The 24,186-nt window shown below is 67.9% G+C and carries 22 protein-coding genes; 2 read left to right on the top strand and 20 right to left on the bottom strand.

Going from position 1 to position 24,186, the window contains the following annotated elements:
* Positions 1-5: 5 nt before the first annotated feature.
* From L3V85_RS09200 to L3V85_RS09175, 6 genes are all read right to left on the bottom strand, one after another.
* A complete protein-coding gene (locus L3V85_RS09200) occupies positions 6-635 on the bottom strand; it encodes a hypothetical protein (protein ID WP_237679005.1) in 630 nt (209 codons plus the stop codon).
* On the bottom strand, positions 635-2,239 hold the full coding sequence (locus L3V85_RS09195) for a vWA domain-containing protein (RefSeq protein WP_237679004.1): 1,605 nt from the start codon (positions 2,237-2,239) through the stop codon (positions 635-637). The genes L3V85_RS09200 and L3V85_RS09195 overlap by 1 nt, the downstream gene beginning before the upstream one ends.
* A complete protein-coding gene (locus L3V85_RS09190; protein WP_237679003.1) occupies positions 2,236-3,486 on the bottom strand; it encodes a toxic anion resistance protein in 1,251 nt (416 codons plus the stop codon). The genes L3V85_RS09195 and L3V85_RS09190 overlap by 4 nt, the downstream gene beginning before the upstream one ends.
* 37 nt (positions 3,487-3,523) lie before the next feature.
* Entirely contained in the window at positions 3,524-4,648 is a 1,125-nt protein-coding gene (locus L3V85_RS09185; protein ID WP_237679002.1) for a hypothetical protein, read from the bottom strand.
* Positions 4,649-4,722: 74 nt separating this feature from the next.
* Positions 4,723-6,018: an aminotransferase class V-fold PLP-dependent enzyme gene (locus L3V85_RS09180; RefSeq protein ID WP_237679001.1), complete on the bottom strand. Its 1,296-nt coding sequence runs from the start codon at positions 6,016-6,018 to the stop codon at positions 4,723-4,725.
* Positions 6,019-6,021: 3 nt separating this feature from the next.
* On the bottom strand, positions 6,022-6,918 hold the full coding sequence (locus L3V85_RS09175; protein ID WP_237679000.1) for a transporter substrate-binding domain-containing protein: 897 nt from the start codon (positions 6,916-6,918) through the stop codon (positions 6,022-6,024).
* 139 nt (positions 6,919-7,057) lie between these two features.
* Between L3V85_RS09175 and L3V85_RS09170 the strand changes: the two genes are divergently transcribed.
* Entirely contained in the window at positions 7,058-7,993 is a 936-nt protein-coding gene (locus L3V85_RS09170; protein WP_237680532.1) for a LysR family transcriptional regulator, read from the top strand.
* Here L3V85_RS09170 and L3V85_RS09165 read toward each other — a convergent pair.
* The 13 genes from L3V85_RS09165 to L3V85_RS09105 form a co-directional block, all read right to left on the bottom strand.
* Entirely contained in the window at positions 7,990-9,039 is a 1,050-nt protein-coding gene (locus L3V85_RS09165) for a serine hydrolase domain-containing protein (protein WP_237678999.1), read from the bottom strand. The genes L3V85_RS09170 and L3V85_RS09165 overlap by 4 nt on opposite strands.
* Before the next feature lie 15 nt (positions 9,040-9,054).
* Positions 9,055-9,618, bottom strand: a complete 564-nt coding sequence (locus L3V85_RS09160; protein ID WP_237678998.1) for a shikimate kinase — start codon at positions 9,616-9,618, stop codon at positions 9,055-9,057.
* Positions 9,619-9,625: 7 nt separating this feature from the next.
* The gene (locus tag L3V85_RS09155; RefSeq protein WP_237678997.1) at positions 9,626-10,045 is read right to left on the bottom strand and encodes a hypothetical protein; all 420 of its coding nucleotides are present in this window, start codon (positions 10,043-10,045) and stop codon (positions 9,626-9,628) included.
* A gap of 106 nt (positions 10,046-10,151) precedes the next feature.
* Positions 10,152-12,392, bottom strand: a complete 2,241-nt coding sequence (locus L3V85_RS09150; protein ID WP_237678996.1) for a ParB/Srx family N-terminal domain-containing protein — start codon at positions 12,390-12,392, stop codon at positions 10,152-10,154.
* 150 nt (positions 12,393-12,542) lie between these two features.
* Positions 12,543-14,024, bottom strand: a complete 1,482-nt coding sequence (locus L3V85_RS09145) for an N-acyl-D-amino-acid deacylase family protein (protein ID WP_237678995.1) — start codon at positions 14,022-14,024, stop codon at positions 12,543-12,545.
* Entirely contained in the window at positions 14,017-14,916 is a 900-nt protein-coding gene (locus tag L3V85_RS09140) for a MurR/RpiR family transcriptional regulator (protein WP_081266407.1), read from the bottom strand. Before L3V85_RS09140 ends, L3V85_RS09145 begins: the two co-directional genes overlap by 8 nt.
* 10 nt (positions 14,917-14,926) lie before the next feature.
* Positions 14,927-16,237 (bottom strand): amino acid deaminase, encoded by a 1,311-nt coding sequence (locus L3V85_RS09135; protein WP_237678994.1) that lies wholly within the window; start codon positions 16,235-16,237, stop codon positions 14,927-14,929.
* A 2-nt stretch (positions 16,238-16,239) separates the two neighbouring features.
* Positions 16,240-17,217 carry an ABC transporter ATP-binding protein gene (locus L3V85_RS09130; protein ID WP_237678993.1) on the bottom strand — a complete coding sequence of 326 codons (978 nt, stop codon included), beginning with the start codon at positions 17,215-17,217 and terminating at the stop codon, positions 16,240-16,242.
* A 67-nt stretch (positions 17,218-17,284) separates the two neighbouring features.
* Complete coding sequence (locus L3V85_RS09125; protein WP_237678992.1) at positions 17,285-18,325, bottom strand: ABC transporter ATP-binding protein; 1,041 nt, start codon at positions 18,323-18,325, stop codon at positions 17,285-17,287.
* Entirely contained in the window at positions 18,325-19,164 is an 840-nt protein-coding gene (locus L3V85_RS09120; RefSeq protein WP_237678991.1) for an ABC transporter permease, read from the bottom strand. The genes L3V85_RS09125 and L3V85_RS09120 overlap by 1 nt, the downstream gene beginning before the upstream one ends.
* 8 nt (positions 19,165-19,172) lie before the next feature.
* Positions 19,173-20,114 carry an ABC transporter permease gene (locus L3V85_RS09115; protein WP_272934810.1) on the bottom strand — a complete coding sequence of 314 codons (942 nt, stop codon included), beginning with the start codon at positions 20,112-20,114 and terminating at the stop codon, positions 19,173-19,175.
* 11 nt (positions 20,115-20,125) lie between these two features.
* A complete protein-coding gene (locus L3V85_RS09110; protein ID WP_237678989.1) occupies positions 20,126-21,382 on the bottom strand; it encodes a lactonase family protein in 1,257 nt (418 codons plus the stop codon).
* A gap of 19 nt (positions 21,383-21,401) precedes the next feature.
* Positions 21,402-22,982 carry an ABC transporter substrate-binding protein gene (locus L3V85_RS09105; RefSeq protein WP_237678988.1) on the bottom strand — a complete coding sequence of 527 codons (1,581 nt, stop codon included), beginning with the start codon at positions 22,980-22,982 and terminating at the stop codon, positions 21,402-21,404.
* Positions 22,983-23,177: 195 nt separating this feature from the next.
* On the opposite strand from L3V85_RS09105, the gene L3V85_RS09100 reads away from it, so the two are divergent.
* Positions 23,178-23,567, top strand: coding sequence for a RidA family protein (locus tag L3V85_RS09100; protein WP_081266413.1), 390 nt, complete (start codon positions 23,178-23,180; stop codon positions 23,565-23,567).
* Here the strand turns inward: L3V85_RS09100 and L3V85_RS09095 are convergent, their stop codons facing one another.
* Complete coding sequence (locus L3V85_RS09095; protein ID WP_237680531.1) at positions 23,568-24,170, bottom strand: ATP-dependent Clp protease proteolytic subunit; 603 nt, start codon at positions 24,168-24,170, stop codon at positions 23,568-23,570.
* Positions 24,171-24,186: the final 16 nt, after the last annotated feature.

The raw sequence follows: 24,186 nt of genomic DNA, 5'->3' as shown, positions 1-24,186 counted from the left end.
TGCGTTCAGCCCGCCAGGAAGTCGGGCTGGCGGAACTTCTTTTCGAGGAACTGCCCGTTGGCCACCAGCGCGGCGGCATCGCTCGACGCCACGTTGGCGACGATCTCGCGCAGCTTGGCATCGAGCAGGCCCAGCTGCTCGCCGAGCAGCTGGCGCGCCGTCTTGCCGTCCTTCACCGCATGCGTGATGCGAAAGGCCGGCGGCAGCGCGACGTAGTTGGCGAGCGTTTCGGGCAGGTAGCGCAGCACGGTCTCGCGCACGGTGAACAGATCGTCGCCGTGCGAGCCCGCGCCCACGAGGCGCGGCAGCACCTCGCCCACCGAGCCGCGCACGTTGTCCAGGCTCTTGCGCATGTCGTCGGTCAGGTGCGGCTGCGCCTGCGCGACCACGCGGTCGAGCCGTTCCAGCGTCTGCTCGACGCTGAGGCTGTCTTCGATGCGGCGCTCCAGCTCGGGCGCCTTGCGGCCCATCAACCCGCCGGCCACGTACAGGCCCGCGGTGATCAGCAGCCAGCCCCGGTCGATCACGCCCGCGAACAGCAGCGCCGGCCCCAGCAGCGCCAGCGCGCAGCCCAGGATGTTGCCGTTGCCGTAGAGGAACAGCAGCGCGCGCAACTTCAGCGAACGCTCCGGCATCACTGGTAGCCCCGGATTTCCTTGAACACCTGCGCCAGCCGCAGCTTGCGGCCGTCGAATTCGCGGCCGCCCGAGAGCTGCGCGATCTGCCGCATCTCGTCCACATTGCCTTCGCCGAACAGGATCGGGAAGATGCGCGCCGGCAGGCCGCCTGCCGCATAGCGGTCGCGGAACTCATTGGGCCGCAGGCCCGAGTTGTTCTCGCCGTCGGTCAGCAGCACGATGCTGACGAAGCGGCCGGGGTCGTTCTGCTGCTCTTGCCGCGCGAGGTCTTCGGCGGCGGCCAGCGCCGAGTAGATGGCGGTGCCGCCGTCGGCCTTCATGGCATCGGCGCGCTGGCGCAGCTCGGCGCGGGCGGCGTCGATCTTGTCGGCTTCGAAGCGTACCCACACCGGGGCCTGCACCTGGGTGGCGAAGGTGATCAGCACCACGCGCTCGCGGCTCTGGAAGGCGCTGTAGCGCGTGCTGGCGGTGGCCGCGGCGGTGCTGGCCCCGTCGGCGCCCGACAGCAGCTTGAGCGCCTCGCGCATCGACTCCAGGCGCGCGCCCTGCATCGAGCCGCTGAGGTCGAGCACGAAGATCGAGGTGGCGGGCTTGCGCCACTGCGACTGGTAGGTGCCGAGTACCGCGTCGATCACCTCCAGCCGGTTGGGAAAGCCCAGTTCGGCCACGGCGGCGGTGGGCAGCGCGCCGGCGGCGGGCACCTCGGGGTTGGCGGGGCGCAGGAAGGCGGCCGACAGCGCATCGCGCTGGAACGGCGCGGCCTTGAGCGCGCCGACCAGCTGGGTATAGGCATCGCGCTTGCGGTCGTTGAGCAGCATCAGCGGGTAGTCGGCCGAGATCATGCCGTCGCGCGGGTAGATCAGCGCGAGCTGGTCGGCCTTGGGCAGCTTCTCGTTGGCGCGCAGGATCACCGCTTCGTAGTTGACCATCGCGTCGATGGCGGACGGATCTTTCACGTAGGCGTCGGCCAGCCAGCCGGAGCTGCCCGCCGTGAGCTTCTGGCCCGAGAGGAAGGCCTTGAGCGTTTTCTCGTCCACGTCCTGCGCCGTCAGGTCTTCTGTCTTGCCGGCCAGCGCGGAGGCCACCGCGAACAGCGCGCTCATGCCGGTGTTGGAGCTGGTGGCATTGGTCATGCCGTAGCGCAACTGCCCGGAGCCCGCGGCCTTGGCGATCTCGGCCCAGCCCGGCGGCTTCCTGTTCCAGCCGAGCTGCGCGGCCTTGGCGTTCTTCACGCCGAGCGCGATGCGCGAGTAGAAGAGCTTGTCGCGCGCCACCGGCTTGCTCTGCAGCGCCAGCGCCGGGTAGGCGCCGTTGGGCGGCAGGATGGCGTCGAAACGCTCGCCGGCGTTGATGCGCTCGACGATGTCCAGCGTGCCGGCGTATGAGAATTTCACTTCCACGCCGGCCGCCTTGGCGGCATCGACGATGGGGCCTTCGATGTCTTTCAGCTCGGAACCCGCGAGGATGGTGAAGGCGGCCGTATCGGCGACGGGCGACCCGCTGCCTGCGGTGCCCTGCGAATCGTCCTTGCCGCAGGCCGCGAGGCCCAGCGACAGGGCCGCGACGAACGCGAGCGCCAGCCGGCGCGACCACAGGCTCACAGTGCGACCTCGCCGCGCGGCTCCTGCAGCACCTCGTTCGTTTCCTGGCGGCGCACGCGGTCGAGGTAGGTGCGGCTCTTGGCGACTTCGTTCGTCAGCGTGTCCACCGTGGTCTGCATGGAGTCGAGCGCGCGGCTCTTGAAGTCGGCGATGGTGTCCATGGTCTGGTAGATGTTGGCGAAGGCCTGCTGCAGCTTGGCGATCTCGATGGTGCTGGAAGCGGCCTGCTGGTGGATGGCACTGCTCTGGTCGCGCAGCATCTCGCTGGTGCTGGCGATGAGGTTGCCCGTGGTCGCGTTGAGCGCGCTGATCTGGTCGAGCACCAGCTTCTGGTTGGACAGCGCCTGCGCCACGATCACCGCGGTGCGCAGCGCGGCCACGGTGGTGGTGGTGGCGCGGTCCACGCCCTTCATCAGCTCCAGGTTGTTCTTGCGAATCATGTCCAGCGCCAGGTAGCCCTGGATGTTCACCGCGAGCTGGGTGAGCAGGTCGGTGACCTTCTGGCGCGAATAGAACAGCATTTCCTCGCGGATCACGCGGGCCTTCTCGGGGTCGGTGGCGTCGAGTTCGCGCGCCTTGGCATCGAGCTTGCCGTCGAGGGCCTTGCCGATGTGCACGTATTTCTCGAGCCGCTCCATCAGCGTCCAGAGGTTGACCTTTTCCTGCTCGATGGCGGTGTTGTCGCGCAGCAGCTCGTCCTTGCCGCGCTTGAGCGATTCGATGATGGCGTTCAGGTGGGACTGCGACGACTGGTAGCGCTCGAAGTACGCGATCAGCTTGTTGCCCAGCGGAATGAGCCCCAGCAGCTTGCGCGCGGAGAACAGGTCGCCCTGCTTCGACGGGTCGAGGTCTTCCACCTGGTGGCGCAGGTCGATGAGCGACTGGCCGATCTGCGCGCCCTTGTCGAACAGGCCGTTGCGCAGCGAGCCTACGGGCCGGTCGAGCATGCGGTTGGACACCGCGGCCGAGGCCTGGATGTCCTTGCTGCCCATCGAATGAATGCGCTCCACGGCTTCCTTGAACTGCGGATGCTGGCTGTCGTGCTGGGTGATGTCGTCGATGAAGCGCGCCACCTGCGCGTCGAGCTCGGCCACGTCTTCGGGCTTCAGGCGCACTTTGCCGCTGGCCGATTCGACCGGTACCGGCGCGACGGGCGCGGGCGGCTCCAGCGTGAAGGCCTGCGGCGGCTGCAGGTCGATGGGAGCGGTTGCGGTGGTGGTGGTTGCGGTGGTGACAGGCGCGTTCATGGTCGATCCTCGGTCCGTTCGTTGTTTGTTCGTCGATTCACTTGAAGCGGGCTTCGATGCCCGCGGTCATCCGTTCGAGCCACTCGAAGCTCGGCGGGTCGATCACGTCGACCAGCACCTCGGGCACCTTCACGCCGCGCGCGGCCCAGGTCTCGGGGCCCTTGGTGTCGCCGCCGGTGCGGTAGCCGTATTCGTGGGCCAGCTCGCGCAGGGCCGCGTCGTTCTCCAATGCCGCGCCCAGGCGCGCACCGGCCGGCGTGTAGGGCACCAGCACATGCTTGGAAAAGACGGTGGGCTTGGGGTACATCAGCACCATGTCGCTCTTGAGGCGGTCGGGGTTCTTGAGCCAGAACTCGACCATCTGCGACTCGTAGGCCACCAGCAGCGGCGCCTTGCCCATGCCCAGCGCCAGGTAATCCTCGAACGGGCCGGCCGACGACTGCTCCTGGAAGCCCTGGCGCAGGAAGAGCGGCGCCACCACCGGCATGACGCGGTCCACGTCCTGCTGGCTCTGCACGATCTGCTGGCTGTTGGCCAAGTAGCTCGCGAGCGCCAGGTACATGGCCGCCGAGTTGGAGGTGCGCACGTCGGTCGAGTTGATGAGCAGCGACTTGCTGGTGGAAAACGCGCTGCTCGCCTTGAGCTCCTTCCAGCGCGTGCCCTTCTCGATCATGGCCATCAGGCCCGGCAGGTCGACCACGTAGTAGAAGTCGCCCTGCTTCTGCGCGATGCCGTTGGCCACGAGAATTTCCGCGATCGGCCGCCAGCTGGCCAGCACGATGGGCGTGTAGAACGGGTTGAAGACATTGGGCGCCTTGGCCAGCGTCTTGAGCTGCGCCGCGGCGGGCGCGCCCGAGGGGAATCCGAAGTCGAACTTGCTGGCGTCGTAGCGGCTGGCAATGGCCCGCGAGCCGGCCTTCTCGACTGTCACGGTGATGCCCTGCGCGGCAAGGGCCTTCTGCACGCGCGGGTCGGCAAAGAAGGTTTCTTTCTCGGAGCCGATCAGGCCGCGCAGCGTGACCTGTTTGTCTTGTTCGATGCGGGCGGCCGCGGCGGTGGCCGAGTCATCGTGCAGGCGGGTGTTCGAATACCAGACGCCGCCCGCCACAGCGGCCAGCAGGACCGCGGCCAGCACCGGCGCGATCAGCTTGCGAATTTCCAAGTCTCATGCTCCTCGCCCCCTGTGAGCGGGGGTCGAGAAACATCCTACCGACGCAATATGACTGAATATGACAGTCAGGTGTCAGCGGCGATCCGGGCGGTGATCTGCAGAAATTTCTCTACGTCGGCGACCGAATTGCAGTGCAGCGGCGACACCCGCACGGTGCCCGCGATGCCGAAGGATTCGAGCATGCGCTTCGAGTAGATGCTGGTGGCCACGCGCTCGTAGACCGTCACGCCGTGCTTCGCGTACTCGACCACCGCCTGCGTGCAGTCGATGCGCTCGAAGCCGATGCCCAGGATCAGGTCGCGCTTCGTCAGGTCCTCGTGGTCGAGGAACACTTCCACGCCGCGCATCTCGCGCATGCCGGTGGCGTTCTCGTTGCCGTCCAGCAGCAGGGCCAGCAGCGCGCGCTCGTGCAGCTCGATGTGGGTGATGCCGGCCACGAACAGGCCTCGGCGGTCGGTGGCGTCGCTGAACTGGCCGCCGAGCCAGCACACGTAGTCGACGATCTCGGTGAGCACCGCGAACTGCCAGGGCGCCGAGCTGCCCAGGTCCCAGTAGCCGGCCTTCTTGCCGGCCAGTTTGTGGTGCGGCAGCACGGCCGCGCGCTCCGACAGCCACGACAGCCCCGAACCCCGGCAGCCGAAGAACTTGTACGGCGCGAGGTTGATGCCGTCCACCGGCGTCTTCTGCAGGTCGATGAGGCCGTGCGGCGCGTGCTGCACGGCATCGACCAGGATGTACAGGTCGGGCTTGATCTCGCGCGCGCGGCGCACGATGGCCTCCATGTCGAGCTTGGCGCCCGAGATGTTCGACGCGTAGATCACGTTGAGCAGGCAGGTGTCCTTGTCGACCAGCCGCACGATTTCTTCGACATCGATGCCGCCGGTGACCGGGTTGCTAGGCGCCACCCGCAGCTCGCGACCCAGGCGCTCGGCGTAGAGGCTCATCGCGTCGAAGGCCGAAGGGTGTTCGAGCACGGTGGTGACCATGTTCGTGCCCGGCACGTTCTCGGCAATGGCGCGCACCATGTCGAACATGGCGCCCGAGGCGGAGAACGATGCGTACACGCTGCCGCCCTTGGCATTGAGGATGGTGCGCAGGTCTTCGCTGCCCTTGGCCTGGATGTCCTGCAGCTCGACGGCCGTGGCGTGGATGCGCTCGGCGTTGTCGGGAATGGCGTCGACCTGCGCGAAGCGCTCGACCGCCGCCTTCAGCCGGAACGAGCCGCCGGCGTTGTCGAAGTACAGGCGCTCGCGCCCGTGGTGATCATGCTCGACGCCCAGGAAGCGCTGCCGCACCTCGCGCATCAGCGCGTCGGAAAAAGCCAGGCCGCGCGGGTATTGCTGGTTGTGTTCGGCTGCCATCGGTCAGACGCCCTTGTTGTTGGGGTTCTTGTAGATCTCGCGCACCGCATCCGTCATCGGGAAGTTCAGGTTCGCGTTCCTCGGCGGGATCGGCGACATGAACCACTTGGTGTAGAGCTGCTCGATGGCGCCCGACTTCATGAGGCCGGTGACGGTCTCGTCCACCACGGCCTTGAATTGCGGATCGTCCTTGCGCAGCATGATGCCGTAGGGCTCCTGGCGCAGCGATTCCTTGAGGATCTTGTAGTCGCCCGGGTTGGGCGCGCTGGCGATCATGCCGGCCAGTTGCACGTCGTCGAGCACGTAGGCGTCGGCGCGGCCGCTGGACAGCAGCAGGAAGCCGTCGGAGGTGTCCTTGCCCGCGATCTCGTGGACCTCGATGGCGCCGCTCTTGCGCGCGCCGCGCAGCAGCTGGATCGAGGTGCTGCCGGTGACGGTGGCCACGTTCTTGCCGTTGAGGTCGGCGAAGGTGTTGATGCCCGAGTCCTTGCGCACCGCGGCGGTGATGTTGGTCACGAAGTGGCTGGGCGCGAAATCGACCTGCGCCTGGCGCTGCGTGGTGTTGGTGGTGGTCGCGCAGTCGAGGTCGACGGTGCCGTTCTGCAGCAGCGGAATGCGGTTGGCCGAGTTGAGCATGGTGTAGCGCACCTCGAGCTTGGGCAGGCCCAGCTTGGCCTTCACCGCGTCGACGATCTTCAGGCAGATGTCGTTGGTGAAGCCGATGGACGCGCTGTCGGAGCCGAGCTTGTACGAGAAGGGGATCTGGCTGTCGCGCCCGCCGATCTGGATGATGCCGCTGTCCTTGATCTTCTGAAGCGTGCCGCCGTCCTGGGCGCTGGCGGCGCCGCAGGCGAAAGCGAGGGTGAGACCGAGCGCGAGGGGCAGTTTCCTGAGGTCCATGGTGGTTCCTTGAAGAGTCGATGACGTTGGTTTGGGCGAATCTTCTGCCTCGCATTGAATTTCTAAAAGCGATTTTTTGTGATCGAATTGCATGAAATAAAGCGTTCTATTTGCCCATTTTCGGGAGCCGCGCACCGTGATGACCTTCAAGCAACTCGAAGCCCTCTACTGGATCGCCCGGCTGGGCGGCTTCGCCCAGGCAGCCAACCAGCTGCATGCCTCGCAGTCGGCCATTTCCAAACGAGTGCACGAACTGGAGTTGCTGTTCGACACCGAACTGTTCGACCGCAGCCAGCGCACCGCGCGCCTCACCGAGAAGGGCGAGGAGATGTACGTGCTCGCGCAGAAGCTGCTGGCGCAGCGCGACGCGGCCATCGAGCAGTTCGGCAAGCCCGGCGTGGTGGAGCGGCGCATCCGCATCGGCGTGACCGAGCTCACGGCCATGACCTGGCTGCCGCGGCTGGTGGGGCTGATCCGCCAGCACTACCCCAAGGTAATCCTGGAGCCTGACGTGGACGACAGCCTCAAGCTGCGCGACAAGCTGCGGGCCGACGAGCTCGACCTGGTCATCGTGCCGGAGACCTTTGCCGACTCGCGCATGCCGCACAAGGTCATCGGCAAGGTCAAGAGCATGTGGATGTGCAAGCCCGGTGTGGTGGCCGCCACCGGCACCATGCGGCTGCACGAGCTGGCGCGCCACCGCATGCTGGTGCAGGGCAACAGCTCCGGCACCGGCCGCGCCTACGACACCTGGATGAAGGAGCAAGGCGTGCAGCCGGCGGACGTGATCGTGGTGAGCAACCTGGTGGCGCTGACCGGGCTCACCGTGTCGGGCCTGGGCGTGAGCTACCTGCCGCGCCAGTGCCTGGAACCGCTGGTGGCGGCCGGCATGCTCGCGGTGATCGACGTGACGCCCGCGCTGCCGCTGGTGCACTACGTGGCGATGCACAAGGGCGAGCACCGCAGCGCCCTCACCTCGTCGATCGTCATGCTGGCGCAGGAGTGCTGCGACTTTTCGCGGATGTTTCAGGCGCAGCCGGCGGCGGAAGACGAGGCGCGCGCCGCGAAAGGCTAGGCGGAAGCGGCGGCCAGCGTCGCGATCTGCCGCACCAGCGCCGCCACCGTGGCGGTCTGCGCGGCCACGTCCCGAGGCGCGGGCGACGTGGCGGCAGTCGCGACCACGAGGCGCAGCGACGGCACGAACAGCGAGAACTGCCCGCCATAACCCCAGCCCCAGGCCACCTCGCGGCCATCGAGCACCCCGGTGAACCAGAGGTAGCCGTAGCCGATGTCGGTGAGCGGCGGATTGCGCCACAGTGCCGGTACATGACGGCGCGTGCTGTCCGCGGCCCAGTCGGCCGACACCACCTGCGCGCCGTTCCAGCGGCCGCCGTCGGCCATGGTCCACGCCAGCTTCGCGAGATCGCGCGTGCGCAGGCTCAGGCCCATGTAGGCCGTGGCATGGCCGGACTTGTCGTTGCGCCAGGTGAAGCGCTCGATGCCCAGCGGTGCGAACAGGTCGCGCTTCGCGACATCGGCGACCGGCATGCCGCCGTGTGCGCGCTCGAGGATCGGCGTGAGCAGCGACACCGCCGCGTCGTTGTACGACCAGATGCCGGGCGCGGCGCCATCGGCTTGCAGGCTCAGCGCATGGGCGACGGGGTCGGCCGCCGAAAACAGCAGCTCGATCCCCGTGCGCCAGTTGTAAGCGAGCCCCGTGGTGCCGGTGAGGATCTGTTGCAGCGTGACCCGCGCTGCCGGCGAGTCCGGCGCATTGCGCACGGCTTCCGGCAGCAGTTCGCCGACGGTCTGCCCGAGGCCCTGGATCTTTCCCTGCTGCAGCGCCTGCCCCACCAGCATCGCACAGACGCTCTTGGTCGCCGAGTTGATCGCCAGCAAGTCGTTGGCGGAAGCGCCCGCGTAGTAGCGCTCGCCGGCCAGCACGCCGTTGCGCATGACCACGACGGCGCGAAGCGCGGGCGCGTTGCTGCTCGCGTCCGCAAGCAGTTTGTCGAGGGCTTCCGCCGGGATGCGCGGCTCCTCGGCGGCACCGGCGAAGCTTGCCGCGCCCAGCAGGGTGGCGCCACCGGCAAGCACGAGGTTTCTTCTTCGGGATTCCATCGGGTCTTATCCTCCTCAGTTGTCGACGCGTTCGCGCACAAAGCGGGCCATGTGCGCCGCTGCTTCTTCCGGTGCGCCGTCATTGAGGAAACGCGCGCACCGCAAGGCCATGAACACCGGAAAGCGCTGGCGGATACGTGCCTCCTCGCTCGCGGCGTTGCCCGGCAAATAAGGCCTGGACAACTGTCGCCGGACGATGGCCTGGACGCAAGTCTCCAGTTCGAAGGAGGGGAGCAGCAGCAAGGTCAGCGTGTCGCGCTCCACGGCGGCGCGAATGCCGGCATAGCTCGCGTCCACGTCGGCTGGGTAGGTCATGAAGCCGGACGAGAGCACATACACGGTCGGTGCGGTGAATGCACCGCGCAATTCCGCATGCAGGGCGAGGTTGCGCCTCGCGTAGCCGGCATAGCCGTGGACGGCCATGTAGCCGGAGATATCGCCTTCGCGCGACATGAACTCCCGGTCGAGGTCCACGAACTGCCAGCCGAGTTGCCGGGCAAGCTCGCTTCCGACGGTCGTCTTTCCAGCACCGCCGGGACCGACGAGCTGAACAACGGGAACCGCCCGCGCCTGCTGCATGCGCCGCTCAGAGCGAGACGAAAGCCGCGCCCAGCAACGCCACCGCCGCGACGATGGACGCCACCGCACCGACCATGTTGCCGAGGTACACGAGCCGGCCCAGCCCCGTGCCACCCGACGACAACCCGCGCTGCCCCGAAATGGCCGCGAGCGGCGTGGATACGCAGAAGCCGTAGGCCGACACGATCAGCGCAATGGCGATGAGCCACATCGCCCATGCCGGCACCGCGAGCGACGGCAGCACCGCCGCCGTCGCGAGCATCAGCGTCGCGCCGATGGGCAGGCTCAGGTGCGCGACGCGCCAGGAGTTGACGATATGCGCGGCGGCCTCGCGCTTGATGGCTTTCGCATAAGGAGCGCCCAGCAGCAGGCCGAACAGCAGGACGATGGCTGCGTGGAAAACGAGATGGCGTGCGGCTGCGGGCATGGGCGGCGGGAGTTGGGCGGTGGGGCCTGATCCTAACTACCGGCGACAAAGAAAAAGGCCGGGCATCTGCCCGGCCTTGGATCTCATGCAGCGGAGTGCGCGAGGTTTACTTGGCTGCCAGCGAAGCGCGGTAGCTCAGCGCATAGGCCAGCTTGCCTGGCTTGAGTGGGTCGGCGCTCACATAGAGCGCAGCCAGATCCGCAGGAGCGTATGGCATCGGGCGCTGGCCCATGGCCGTTGCCGTCAGACCCGACGAGCCGATGATCGTGTTCGGATCCGCACGGTTCATCAGGTCCGATGCCGCGCCAATGGCCTGCATATAGCTGTCGGAATTCGTCAGGTTGTAGGCCGACAGCTTCAGGTTCTGCGGGTTCGCCTGTAGCCATTCGGCCCAGTAGAACTCCAGGAACTCAGGGCTCGGGGTGAGATTGGCGGGGTCGGTGCTTACCGTAGGCTGGTCATAGCCCAGACCACGCGTGAAGTACAGCAGCGCGCGGTACGGATCGTCCTGCAGACCGTTGTTCAGGCCCAGTTGCTGCGGCAGTTCCGCAGGCGTGATGGCGCGGCCATCGGGCAGCTTGAGCCACACCTTCTTGCTCTTGCGCATCTCGCGCCAGAATGCCGCGTTGCTCAGGCTCATGAAGTTACCCTTCATCACCACGGGAATGTTGACTTCCGCGCCGCCACCGTCCGGTGCGTCCCAGAAGCTGGTGAGGGTGTGATGACCATCGGTGAGATACAGCACGCCGCGCGGACCGACGACCGCGGACTTCATCGCGGTCTGGTCGACCGTTTTTCCGGAGCATGTGAAGGTAGTGGTGTCGGTGAGCTTCGAGGTGCCCGCGATGACAGTGCTGCCCTTCGAGTCGGACAGGCCGGCGGCTTCGCAGAAGTCGGCGAACTCCTTCTTCCACTCGGTCGAGCCGTTCTTGTTGTTGCGATAGCGCGCCTGCTTGTAATAGACCTGGTCGTAGCCAATCGCCGGTTGCGTCGGATGGGCATCGCCGATGCGAATCGTCATGGGAACGTTGACAGCCGCCGCCGCGTAGGTATTGATCACCGGCTGCACCGGCAACGCCCGGCACACACCCGAGATATGCGTAGCCGCCACGCCCGTGCTCGCACCCGAGCCGATGTAGTACGCCGTCTGCTTGCCCACGGGCAGCAGCACGCGTCCGATCTTCTGGCTGTCGACCCACTGTCCGGCGACGAGGCCGTTCATGCCGCTGACGGTGGAGGTCGCCGAGCCGCCGATGCCGGCGTTGACGCTGAGCTTGACGTCGTTGTCGATGGTGTCGGTCTGCAACAGATTGGCGCCGATCGACACGAAGTTGCGTTGCGTGCGGCCCGTGAGCGCGCCGGTGGCGGCGTCGAGTTCGGGCTGGCTGCACAGCCATTCGCCGTCCAGCGCAGTGGCGGCCAGGGCGCTCGGCGCGCTCTGCAGCACCCAGGTGCCGGTGCGGAAGCTGCCGTCGGCGGCGCTGGTGAATTCGTCTGCCAGCAGCGTGGCCGCGCCCGACTGCGCGTTGACCATGACGCGGCCGATGCGCTGGCCGCCCAGGGTCAGCGCCAATGCGCCGGGGTAGGTCTTCTGGTCGTCTTCGGCGGCGAGCAGGCCGGCCTGGCCCGAGCTGCAGCTGTCGGCATAGGCCTGGCCCATGCAGGCACGTACGCTGCCGTCGGCCTTGATGCTCAGTTGGCCGAAGTCGGATGCGGGGGCGCCCTGCACCATGCCCTTGGCGTTGTACGCGCTGGTGAGCTTGATGAAGTTGTAGACGCCGGCCAGGCGCGCCACGTCGGCCACGCCTTGGTTCGATGCGGCGATCTCGCCTTGCAGCACCGCGCCGTTGCCCGCCTTGAGGTTGGGCACCTGCGCCAGCGAACCGCTGAGCAGGCTGCCGTCGAGCTGGAAGCGCAGGCTGAGCTTGGGCAGCGCGGCGACCAGTGCGTCAGGCACGCCGGTGCCGGCGACCGCCGCGAAGTTGCTGGCCAGCAGCGAGCCGTCGGCCTGGGTGGCGTAGCTGGCGCTCACCGAGCCCGCGAGACCGAAGCGCGAGTCGACGAAACGCAGGGTGAGCTTGCCGGTGGCAGGCTGGTCGAGCGCGATGGACACGGTGTCGCCAAAGCTGGCCGTGCCCGAATACTGCGAACCGCCCACCAGCGGCTGGAGGGCCACAGCGGCCGGCGCGGCCTGATTGTTGTTGCCGCCATTGCCGGCCGAAGGGCCGCTGGCCGGGAAGAAAGTACCTCCACCTCCGCCACCACCGCCGCCACAGGCCGCGAGCGAAATGGCCGCCAGGCCCGCCAAGCCCGCGACACGGGCGCGAGTCCATTTATTTTTTGTCATGTGAGTCCACAGAAAAGGGGCTGAACACGCCGGGACAAGGCTTGCCCGGAGCTGCTGAAAAGCGGCCCGATTTTGTGAACTTAAGGTGACAACTCTGTGAATAACCGTAAGCAAAGGGCGCTAGCCGGCGAGCGGCAGCCCCCTGCCGGCCTAGGCTCCGCGCGTGAGCATCCGCCCCGCGCGCGCCAACACCCGCGCCTCCGGCTCACCGCCGCGATAGGCCAGCACACCGTTCACGAACACGCGCTCCACGCCCAGGCTCACGCCGTGCGGCTGGTCGTAGGTGGCGGTGTCGGCGATGGTCTCGGGGTCGAACACCACCACGTCGGCCATGTTGCCGGCGCGCAGAAGGCCGCGGTCGGCGATGCGCAGGTTGCGCGCGGTCATGCCGGTCATCTTGTGCACCGCCTGCTCCAGCGTGAACAGCCGGCGCTGGCGCCAGTAGCGCGCGAACACGCGCGGGAAGGCGCCCCACAGCCGCGGATGCGGATGCCGGTCGTGCGGCAGGCCGTCGCTGCCGATCATGGTGAGCGGATGCGCAATGACGCGCTCCACGTCTTCCTCCTGCATCTGGAAGTAGCAGGCGCCGCCGGGCTTGAGCCGCAGGCAGGCTTCCTGCTCGGTGGTGCCCCACTCGCGCGCGATGTCGGAAATGAGCCGGCCCGTCATCTCGGGATGCGGGTCGGACCATGTGAGCAGCACGTCGATCACGCCGTCGACCAGGTCTTCGCGCAGCACCGTGGAGCCGGCCACGTAGGGATACACGTCCATCGCGATCTTCTGGCGCTGCGCGAGCGACTCGATCAGCGGCAGCGTTTCCCTGGTGCGGCCCCAGTTGGCCGGACCGGCGCACTTGTGGTGCGAGATGACCAGCGGCACGCCGGCGGCGAAGGCCGAGTCGCCGGCCTCGTGCAGCGCCTCGATGATCTGCTGCATCTCGCTGCGCAGGTGCGTGGCGTACACGCCGCCGTGGCGCGCCACCACGCGCGCCAGCGCCGTCACTTCTTCGGCGGGCGCGGCGAAGGCTTCCTCGTAGAAGAGGCCCGAGGACATGCCGTGCGCACCGTCGGCCATGCAGCTGTCGAGCAGCGCTTCCATTCGCGCCAGTTCGTCGCCGCTCGCGGGCCGGTCGAGCGCCTCCATGGCCGCGAAGCGCAAGGTGGTGTGGCCCACCAGCGCGGCCACGTTGAGCGCGGGTTGCGTCGCATCGACGGCGGCGCGGTACTCGGCCATGGTCGCGTGCTTGAACGAATCGGCGCCCAGCAGCGTGAGCGGCGGCAGCGATTGCGGCGTGCGGTACGGCGCGAGCGAAATGCCGCAGTTGCCCGTCACCACCGTGGTGATGCCTTGCGACACCTTGGGCAGGCACAGCGGATCGCGCAGCACGATGGCGTCGTCGTGCGTGTGCGCGTCGATGAAGCCGGGCGCGATGACCTTCGCGCGGCAGTCGACGATGTCGATGTCCGCCAGCGCCAGGCCTTGCGGCAGCCGCTCGCGCAGGCCCTCGCCGAGCGCGGCGATGCGGTCGCCCTGCAGCAGCACGTCGCCGGGCCACGAAGGGCCGCCCGATCCGTCGACCACCAGGCCGCCTTCGAGCAGCACGGCCTTCGATGATGTGTTGTTGTCAGCCATGCTTGACTCCTCCGCCGTCCCAGCTCTGAAGCGGATGCGTGGTCGCATCGATGCCGTGCCGCTGAAACGCATCGCGCGCGCGCTGCAGGCGTTGCACCGCGGGTTCGCCGCGCCGCTGCGCCACGAGCACCGTCAATATCTCGATGGCCGTGAGGTGCGTCAGGTAGGCGTCGATGCCCACGTGCATCACCGCGTCGTCGGGCACCGACAGGCCCAAGAGAAAGTCCGCCTTGGCCGCGAGCGCCGTGCCGGGCCGCGTGAGCGCGACCACCTTGGCGCCCTGCCCGCGCGCGATGTCCACCGCGTCCAGCAGCGAGGGCATGCCGCCCACGTGCGAGATGGCGATGACCACGCCGCCCGGGCGCTGCGCCGCGCCGGCCACCTGCTGCAGGTGGTAGTCGGCCCAGGCATTGGCCGACAGGCCCAGGCGGAAGAGCCGCGCCTGCAGGTCGTTGGCCATGAACCACGATGTGGCGCCAGCGCCGTACAGGTCCACATGCGGCGCCGCCGCGATGGCCGCCACCGCGCCGTCGAGCACCTGCATGTCGAGCTGCCCGCGCACGCCCGACACCGACGCCGCCGCGCTGCGCGCGATCTTGCCGACCACCTCGTCGGCCGCGTCCTCGATGTTCACGCGGCGGTGCAGCGGCGAGCCGCCCAGCGCCAGTTCCTGCGCCAGCGCCAGCTTGAATTCGCGCAGCCCGGCAAAGCCCAGGTCGCGGCAGGTGCGCATGATGGTCGGCACCGAACTGCGCGAGCGCTCGGCCAGCTGCTCGAAGCTTTCTTCGAGCACGCGGTCGGGGTCTTCGAGGATCAGGTCGAGAATCGCGCGCCGCGTCGCCGGGGCGTCGCTGCGTATCTGCGCGATCTTCTGGAGCAGGGAGGGTGTCATCGGTGCGCGCTCAGAAGTGCATGGCGACGGCGTCGCTCACGCGGTAGTCGTTCTCGACCACCGGCATCCAGTGCCATTTGTCGAAGGTGGTGCAGGGGTGCGAAATGCCCAGCCCGACACGGTCGCCGACCTTGGGCGCCTCGGCTTCCTCGCCGGCGTCCCAGCGCAGGTAGGCGTGCTGGTCGTTCAGCGCGGTGATCTTCCAGCCGGCCGGCACGCCTGCCGGCTGCAGCGCGCCGCGCGCCGCGCGCGCGATGGGCACCGGCAGCGAGAGGTCGAAGGAGATGTCGCGCTTGCCCACGGCCAGGATCGCCAGGCCGGGCTCGGGGCGCGACTGCACCGTGGCCCACACTTCCATCGCCGGCACCAGGCTCTCGCCGCAACCGCAGCCCAGGCGCTCGTCGACGGCGCTCACCATGCGCTTGTAGAAGCCATGGTCGTGCGTGACATAGCAGCCCGAGCGCAGCAGGCCGCGCACCGGCGCGCCGAGCGCGGGCTTGAGCCGGCCGGCCACCAGGTCGAAGATGGCCGAGCCGCCGGCCGAGACCAGCACCTCGTCGGTCTCGAAGAGCTGATGGGTGTCGCAATGGCGCGCCACAGCCTCCACGCGGTCCATCAGCGTCTTCGCATAGGCCGTGTCGGGCTCGCTGGCACCCGTGGCGCCCTGCCCTTCGTAGGTCTCGATGCCGACGAGCTTCACCGCGCCGCTGGCGCGCAGCCGCGTGGCCAGGGCAACGGCTTCCTCGTGCGTGCGGCAGCCGGTGCGCGCGCCTTCGACGCCGATCTCCAGCATCACCTCGAAAGGTACGCTGCCGGCATGGCGCGCGGCCCAGTCCTCGATGAGCGCGAGCTGCGCCAGCGAATCGACCAGGAACACGATGCGCAACCCGGCGTTCGCCTTCAGCAGCATCTGGATGCCGGCCAGGTCTTCGTCGCTCACCACCTGGTTGGCGATGAGCGTACGGCGCGCGCCGGCCGCCACGCCCACCGCCAGCTGCGTGACGGTGGCGAAGGTCAGGCCCCAGGCGCCGGCGTCGAGCTGGCGCTGGAAGAGCTGCGGCGACATGGTGGTCTTGCCGTGCGGCGCGAGGTCGATGCCCCACTCGCGCACGCGCGACTGCATCCAGGCCAGGTTGTGCTCCAGCGCCTCGCGCTTGAGCACGGCCAGCGGCAGCGGCAGGTCGCCGGCCAGCACGTTCCATCCGGCGGCGCCGACTTCGCTGCGGCGGCGCGGCGCCTGCGTGCGCGGGTAGCCCTTGAAGTTGCTGCCCAGCAGCGGGTCGGTGAAATCGTTGGAGACGGTCACGTTCGTGTCGGTCATGGTCATGCGGCGGTGTTGGAGTGCAGTTCTTTGCGGATACAGGCGCTGTAGTGTCCTGCTGAAATTTCTTCGAGAGGGGGCACGGTCTGGGCGCAGGCCTCGATGGCATGTGGGCAGCGCGTGCGGAACACGCAGCCCGAGGGCGGCGAGATGGGGCTGGGAATGTCACCCTTCAGCGCGATGCGCTCGGTCGCAACCTCGGGGTCGGGCTTGGGGCTGGCGGCCAGCAGCGCGCGGGTGTAGGGGTGCGAGGGGCGAGCGAACAGCTCGTCGGTGGTCGCGACTTCCATCACCTTGCCCAGGTACAGCACCACCACGCGGTCGCACAGGTACTCGACCACGTCGAGGTCGTGCGAGATGAAGAGCATCGTCAGGCCCAGCCGCTCGCGCAGGTCGGCCAGCAGGTTGATGACCTGCGACTGGATGGACACGTCGAGCGCCGACAGCGGCTCGTCGGCCACGATGAACTCGGGCTCCACCGCCAGCGCGCGCGCCACGCCGATGCGCTGGCGCTGCCCGCCGGAGAACTCGTGCGGGAAGCGGCTCGCATGTTCGGCGCGAAGGCCCACCGTCTCGAGCAGCTCGGCGATGCGCTTGTCGCGCGCGGCGGCGCCCTTGTGCAGGCCGTGCGTGGAAAGCGCCTCGCCGAGGATCGCGCTGATGCGCATCTTCGGGTTCAGGCTGGCGTACGGGTCCTGGAAGATGATCTGCAGCTTGCTGCGCAGCTTGCGCATGCGTTCGCCCGACAGCGCGCCGATGTCGTCGCCGCGGTACAGCACCTGCCCGCTCGTGCGTTCGAGCAGCCGCAGCACGGTGCGGCCTATGGTGCTCTTGCCCGAGCCCGATTCGCCGACCAGGCCCAGCGTTTCGCCGGGCTGGATGGCGAAGGACACGTCGTCGACCGCGCGCACCGGACGGTCGCTGCTGCCGAAGTATTTCTTGAGTCCGCGGACTTCGATGAGGGGAGCTGCGGTGGTCATCGTGGGCTTGTTGTATTGGCTCTCCCCCAGACGGGGAGGGAGCAAGACGGGGACAGCAGCGTGAGCGTCATGCGACCCTCGCCAAAGGTTGCACCGGCTGCACCCGAACGCAGCGCGCCTCGCGGCCATGCTGCGTTTCGATCAGCGGCGGCATCGCCGCACTGCATTCGGCCAGCGCCTGGTCGCAGCGCGGCTCGAAGGCGCAGCCCGGCGGCGGCGCAAGCGGGCTCGACACCTGGCCGCGAATCGCGAAGAGCCGCTTGGGCTTGGGCTGGCTCGGCAGCCGCGCCTTGCCCGGCAGGCAGGCCAGCAGGCCTTGCGTGTACGGATGCTCCGGCTGCACGAACAGCGGCCGCACCGGCGCGCTCTCGACCACGCGGCCCGCATACAGCACCACCACGTCGTCCGCATGGTGCGCGACCACGCCCAGGTTGTGGGTGATGAAGAGGATGCTCATGCCCGTCTCGGCCTGCAGCCGGCGCATGAGCTCGAGGATCTGCGCCTGGATGGTCACGTCGAGCGCGGTCGTGGGCTCGTCGGCGATCAGCAGCGTCGGGTCGCAGGCCATGGCCAGCGCGATCATCACGCGCTGGCGCATGCCGCCCGAAAGCTGGTGCGGATACTCGTCGATGCGCTGCGCCGCGGCGGGAATCTCGACCAGCTCGAGCATGCGCCTGGCATGCGCCATCGCCGCCTTGCGGTCGAGCCCCTTGTGCAGCCGCACGCTCTCGGCAATCTGCTCGCCGATGGTGAACACCGGGTTCAGGCTGGTCATCGGCTCCTGGAAGATCATCGACAGCTGGTTGCCGCGCAGCGAGCGCATCTCGCGCTCGCCGATGCGCAGCAGGTCGAGCGTCTTGCCCTCGCGCGTCACGAACGATGCGCTGCCGCTGACCTGCGCATTGGCCGTCTTGGGCAACAGGCGCATCAGCGTGAGGCTGGTGACCGACTTGCCCGAGCCCGATTCGCCGACCAGCGCAGTCGTCTTGCCGGGCTGGATCGAGAAGCTCACGTCGGCCACCGAACGCACGAGGCCGTCTTCGGTGGGGAAGCTCGTGCTCAGGTTGCTGACCGCGAGACGTGGGGTGTTGTTGGCGTTCGTCGTCATCACGAGGTCTTCTTGAGCTTGGGGTCGAGCAGGTCGCGCACGCCGTCGCCCAGCAGTTGCAGCGACAACGCCGTGAAGATGATCGCGAGCCCCGGGAACAGCACCACCCAGAAGGCCTGGTGCGCATACTGCTGGCTGCCCGCGACCATGGTGCCCCAGGTCGGGATCTCGGGCGGCACGCCGACGCCGAGGAACGAGAGCCCCGCTTCCGCCAGGATGGCGTAGGCGAAGATGAAGGACACCTGCACCAGGATCGGCGACATCAGGTTCGGCAATATGTGCCGCCACAAAATGCGCGAGGTGCGAACGCCCAGCGCGCGCACGGCTTCCACGAACAGCAGTTCGCGCACCACCAGCGTCGATGCGCGCACCACCCGCGCCACGCGCGGCGTGTAGACCAGCACCAGCGCCAGCACCGTGTTGACGAGCGAAGGCCCCAGGATGGCCACCAGCGCGATGGCCAGCAGGATGTCTGGGAAGGACATCATCGCGTCCACCACGCGCATCAGCGGCGCGTCGAGCCGGCGGAAAAAGCCGGCCATCAGGCCCAGCACCGTGCCAGCGACAACCGCGCCGAGCGCCGTGAGCGCGGCGATGGCCAGCGAGTAGCGCGCGCCGTGCACGATGCGCGAATACATGTCGCGGCCGAGTTCGTCGGTGCCGAGCAGGTGCTCGGCGCTGGGCGCCTTCAGGCGTTCCAGCACCGCGGTGTCGTTGGGGTCGGCGGAGGCGAACAGCGGTGCGCCGATGGCCATGACGGCAATCACCAGCAGCACCAGCGCGGAGACCATCACGATGCGTCGGTGCATCAGCTGGCGGAGCATTCTTGGCATTTGCATGATGTTCTTCAGACCTTCACGCGCGGATCGACCACGGCATACAGCAGGTCGATCGAGAAATTGATCAGCACGTAGATCGCGGCAATCACCAGCAGCGCGCCTTGAATCACCGGGTAGTCGCGCCGCAGCACGGCGCTGACCACGAGGTTGCCCACGCCGGGCAGGCCGAACACGGTTTCGGTGATGACGGCGCCGCCGATCATCAGCGCGACCGTGAGGCCGATCACCGTGACGATGGGCACCAGCGCGTTGCGCAGCGCATGCTTGAGCACGACCACGCTTTCGCTCAGGCCCTTGGAGCGCGCGGTGCGCACATAGTCTTCGCCCAGCACGTCGAGCATCGAGGCGCGCGTGAAGCGGATGATGAGCGCCGAGTTCAGAAGGCCCAGCACCGTGGCCGGCAGCACCAGCGAATGCAGCCGCTCGGCAAATGGCGCGTCGGGCGCGCCGTAGCCGGACACCGGGAACCAGCCGAAGGACACCGCGAAGATCTGTATGAGCACGATACCCAGCCAGAAGCTCGGGATGCTCGCGCCCAGCATCGCGATGCCGGTGAACAACTGGTCGACCACGCGACCGCGGAACACGGCCGAGACGATGCCGCAGGGCACGCCGATCAACGCCGCAATGGCCACGGCCATCAGCGCGAGCAGCGTGGTGGGCTCGGAGCGCTCCCACAGCGCCTGTGTCACCGGGCGCTGCAGGAAGATCGACGTGCCGAGGTTGCCCTGGAGCACCTCGCGCAGCCAGTAGCCGAACTGCACGGGCAGCGGCTTGTCGAGCCCGTATTCCTTCTGCACGCGGGCGATGTCGGCCGCGGTGGCCTGATCGCCCAGCAGCACCGAGACCGGGTCGCCCGAGGCCGCGCGCGTGAGCACGAACACGAGCACCGCCACGATGGCCAGCACGACCAGCATGCCCGCCGCGCGGGAGGCGATGTAGCGGAACAGCGATTTCTTCATCACGCGGAGAACTCGATGGCCGCGGCGGAGCCGACCGCGACGTACTGGCCCGTGAACTGGATGTCGCCACCCTTCACGCGGAAAACCGTCACGTTGTCGCCCTGCTTGTTATGGCACACATAGAGGAAGCGGCCGCTCGGGTCGAGCGTGCAGCTGCGCGGATAGTTGCCGCGCGACCATTCCTCGCGCACCAGCGTGGGGGCGCCGGTGCGGGCGTCGACCTTGAAGATCGAGATCGAGTCGTGCAGGCGGTTGAGCGACACGAAGTGCTGGCCGTCCGGCAGCATGCGAATGCCCGACGCGTAGCTGGTGCCCTTGAAGCCCTTGGGCAGCGCCGAGGTCTCGCTCACCGGCGTGAGCATGCCGCTCGCGTCGTCGTAGCGCATGAAGGCGATGGTCGAGGCTTCCTCGTTCACCAGGTAGAACCACTTGCCGTTCGGATGGAAGATGAAGTGGCGCGCGCCCGAGCTCTCGGACACGGCCACCGTGCTGGGCTGGCTCAGCACGCCGGTGCCCCGGTCGAAGCGGTACGAGATGACGCGGTCGAGCCCCAGGTCGGCCACCAGCACGAAGTTGCCCTTCGGGTCGGCATGCACCATGTGGGCATGCGGGCCGTCGTGGTCGCTGGTGGCAAAGCCCTCGTGCGAACGCGCGGCGGCCGGCACCACGTCGGCGCCGGGCTTGCACGCGGTGGCGCCGCAGGCTTCGGCGTCCTTGTAGACGACGGCTGCGCGCTCGGCGTCGGGCGTGCCGTCGGCACGCAGCGCGATCACGCTGACGTCGCCGCTCGCATAGTTGGCCGTGAACAGAAAGCGGCCGTCGGGGTGCACGCTGATGTAGGCCGGGTCCTTGCCGCCGCAGGGCACTTCGGCCACGAACGACAGCGCGCCGTTGGCGCCGATGCGAAAGGCGGAGACCGAGCCGGCCTCGAACTCGTTGGCCGCATACAGCATGGGCAGCGTCGGATGGCGCGCGAGCGACGCGGGGTTGCGCAGCTTGGCGCCCTCCCCCGTGCTGGCCGCGGCCACTGGCGCGCCGGGAATGGGCTTGAGTGCACCGGTCGCGCTGTCGAGCACGAACTGATGCACGCCCTGGCCGCGCCCGCCGCGCCACGGCTTGCCGCCGTCGCTGTAGGTGCCGACGTAGGCGTAGACGGGGCCGGAGGTGGCCGCCTGAACGGTAGAGGCGGTGAGGCCGAGGGCTCCGAGGCCGGAGGCCAGTGCGCTGGCTTGCAGAAGTTGGCGACGCGATGGCATGGCGGTGTTCCGTGCCTTCTTACTTGATCTTCGCGTTCCAGAAGAACGGCCAGGTCGCTGGCGTGTAGTTGTCCAGCGCCGGGCTCTTGGCCGAGAGGCCGTTGAACTTGCCGACGTTGATGTAAGGCACCTCGTCGTACACCACCTGCTGCACCTTGCCCCACAGCGCACCGCGCTTGGCAGGGTCGCTCTCGACATTGAACGCCTGCAGCGCCGACTTCTTGGCAGGCGTTTCCCACCAGCCGGGCGCGCCGTCGCCCAGCTGCGGCGGCGAGAGCATGGGCTCGGGGAACTGGCCCGAGTGGGTCACGTAGACGTCCCACAGCTTGGGGTCGTTGCGGCGCTGCACCAGCGTGGCCCAGTCGACCACGTTGAGGTCGACCTTGAAGCCGGCGCGCTTGAGCTGCTCGGCCATCAGGAGCGCCATGTTGTAGTGGAAGTCGTACTGGCGGCTGGTGAGCACGCGGATCGGCTCGCCCTTGTAGCCGGCCTTGGCGGCGGCTTCCTTGGCCTTTGCGGCGTTGCGCTGGTTGTACTGGTCGGCGCCGGCGGTCGAATAGAAGGGCGAGCCCTTGGGGAAGTGGTTGGCCTCGGCCACGAAGAAGCGGGTGTCGCCGAAGCCGGCCGCGAGCATCTCGCCTTCGCCCAGCGCGGTCTGGATCGCCTGGCGCACCGGCTGGCTGGCGGCCACGCCTTCCTTGGTGTTCAGCACGAGGTACGGAAAGCCGAACGAGGGCGTCATGATCGGCACGGTCTTGCCGCCCGACTTTTCCAGGCGCGGCAGCGCTTCGACCGGCAGCAGGTCGGCAAAGTCGTACTGGCCGGCCAGTGCGCCCTCGACGCGGGTGCTGGCGTTGGGCACGGGCACGAAGCGCAGTTCTTCGATGGCCGCTTCGCGCTTGCCGCCGTAGCCGCTCGCGGCTTCCTTGCGGGCCGAGTATTTGTCGAAGCGCGTGAGCAGCACGAACTGGTCGGGGCGGCGCTCCTTGAACTTGTAGGGGCCGGTGCCGACGAAGTCCTTCAGCGGCGAGGCGATGGAGTCCTTGGCCATGATGGCCGCCATGCCGCTGGGCAGCGCGAGCTGCGACAGCAGCGGCGCATAGGGCTCCTTCAGCACGATCTCGACCGCCAGCGGGCCCTTGGCCTTGAGGCTGTCGATTTCCTTGCCCACCGCCTTGCCGCGCGGCGACTGGTCCATCCAGCGCTGCAGGCTGGCGACCACGTCGTCGGCGTTGAGTTCGCGGCCGTTGTGCAGCATCACGCCCTTGCGCAGGGCGATGGCGTAGGTCTTGCCGTCGGCCGAGATCTTGGGCATGCCCTCGGCCAGCATCGGCACCACGTTCCACTTGGCGTCGAAGGTGTAGAGCGTCTCGTACACGTGCTGCATGATGGTTCCCACCAGGTCGGCGGTGGAGGCCATCGGGTCGAGCGTCTGCGGCTCGGCCACCATCGCCAGCGTGGCGAAATTGCGCGGGCCCTGGGCATGGGCTTGCTGCTGGGGCAGCGCGGCGCACAGCATCGCGAGCAGTGAAGCGCCCAGCAGGCTGCGCTTGGACAGCTTGGGCAAGGAAAGGCGCTGGACCGGACCGACGTGGGGCATGGGGAACTCCTTCATGAGGCGTGCGAGTTTGTGAAAGAAATTTTCTTTTCGGCCCGGACTTTGAAGCACTATCCATGCCAAATCATCCGTGTTAACCCTTGCACGAGGGTTTTTCTGAAATAGATTTTCAGATTGGATGGATACTCGCGGCTTCCCTTTCCCACAGACAGCTTTCTTCAACCTCCAGGAGTCCCCATGCCTCTCGAATACCTCGGCGCCCCGCCCCTCGCCTCCGACCGCCAGGTGCGTCCGTTCTCCCCGGCCGTGCGCGCCGGCGACTTCGTCTATGTGTCGGGTCAGGTGCCAGTCGACAAGAACGGCGAGCTGGTGGTGGGCGGCATCGAGGCACAGACGCGCCAGGTGATGGAAAACATCAAGACCGTGCTGGCGCTGGCCGGCGCCACGCTGGACGACGTGTGCAAGAGCACCGTGTGGCTGCAGGACGCGCGCGACTTTGGTGCCTTCAACCGCATCTACATGAGCTACTTCGGCGAGAACAAGCCGGCGCGCTCGACCACCGAGGCGCGGCTGATGATCGATGCGCGCGTCGAGATCGACGTGGTCGCCTACAAGCCCAAGGCCTGATCAGCCCTGCAGCAGTTCGGTCTTGCGCTGGATGATGCGCGAGACCAATCCATATTCGACGGCCTCCTGGGCCGACAGCCAGCGGTCGCGCTCGATGTCGGCCAGCACCACGTCGATAGGCTTGCCGGTCTCGCGCGCGATCTCGTGCGCGATGCGCTGGCGGGCCTTGATGATTTCCTGCGCCTGGATGGCGATGTCGGTCGCCTGCCCGCCCGCGCCGCCGCTGGGCTGGTGGATCAAAAAGCGCGTGTTGGGCAGGCACACCCGGCGCTCGCGCGGCGCCGCCAGGAACAGGTGCGTGGCGGCGCTGCCGACCCAGCCGGTGCCGATCATGTTCACCGGCGCGCTGATGAAACGCACGATGTCGTGAATGGCATCGCCCGACTCCAGGTGCCCGCCCGGCGAGCTCACGAGGATGTCGATGGGCTTGTCGGCGCTGTCGGCGTCCAGCGCGATGAGCCGGCGCGTGACGTCGGCGGCCACGGAATCGCTGATGGTGCCGAAGATCAACAGCGTGCGCGACTTGAACGCCTTTTCCTCCAGGTAGGAGTTGCGCGGCTCGGCCGTGGCCGCGGGCTTGGTGTCGTCTTCGTCGGATTCCATCGAGAACATGGGCATG

This window comes from Variovorax paradoxus, assembly GCF_022009635.1.
Taxonomy (GTDB): Bacteria; Pseudomonadota; Gammaproteobacteria; order Burkholderiales; family Burkholderiaceae_C; genus Variovorax.
Note: the sequence above shows the minus strand (reverse complement) of the source record. Positions and strands in the feature narration are given on the sequence as shown.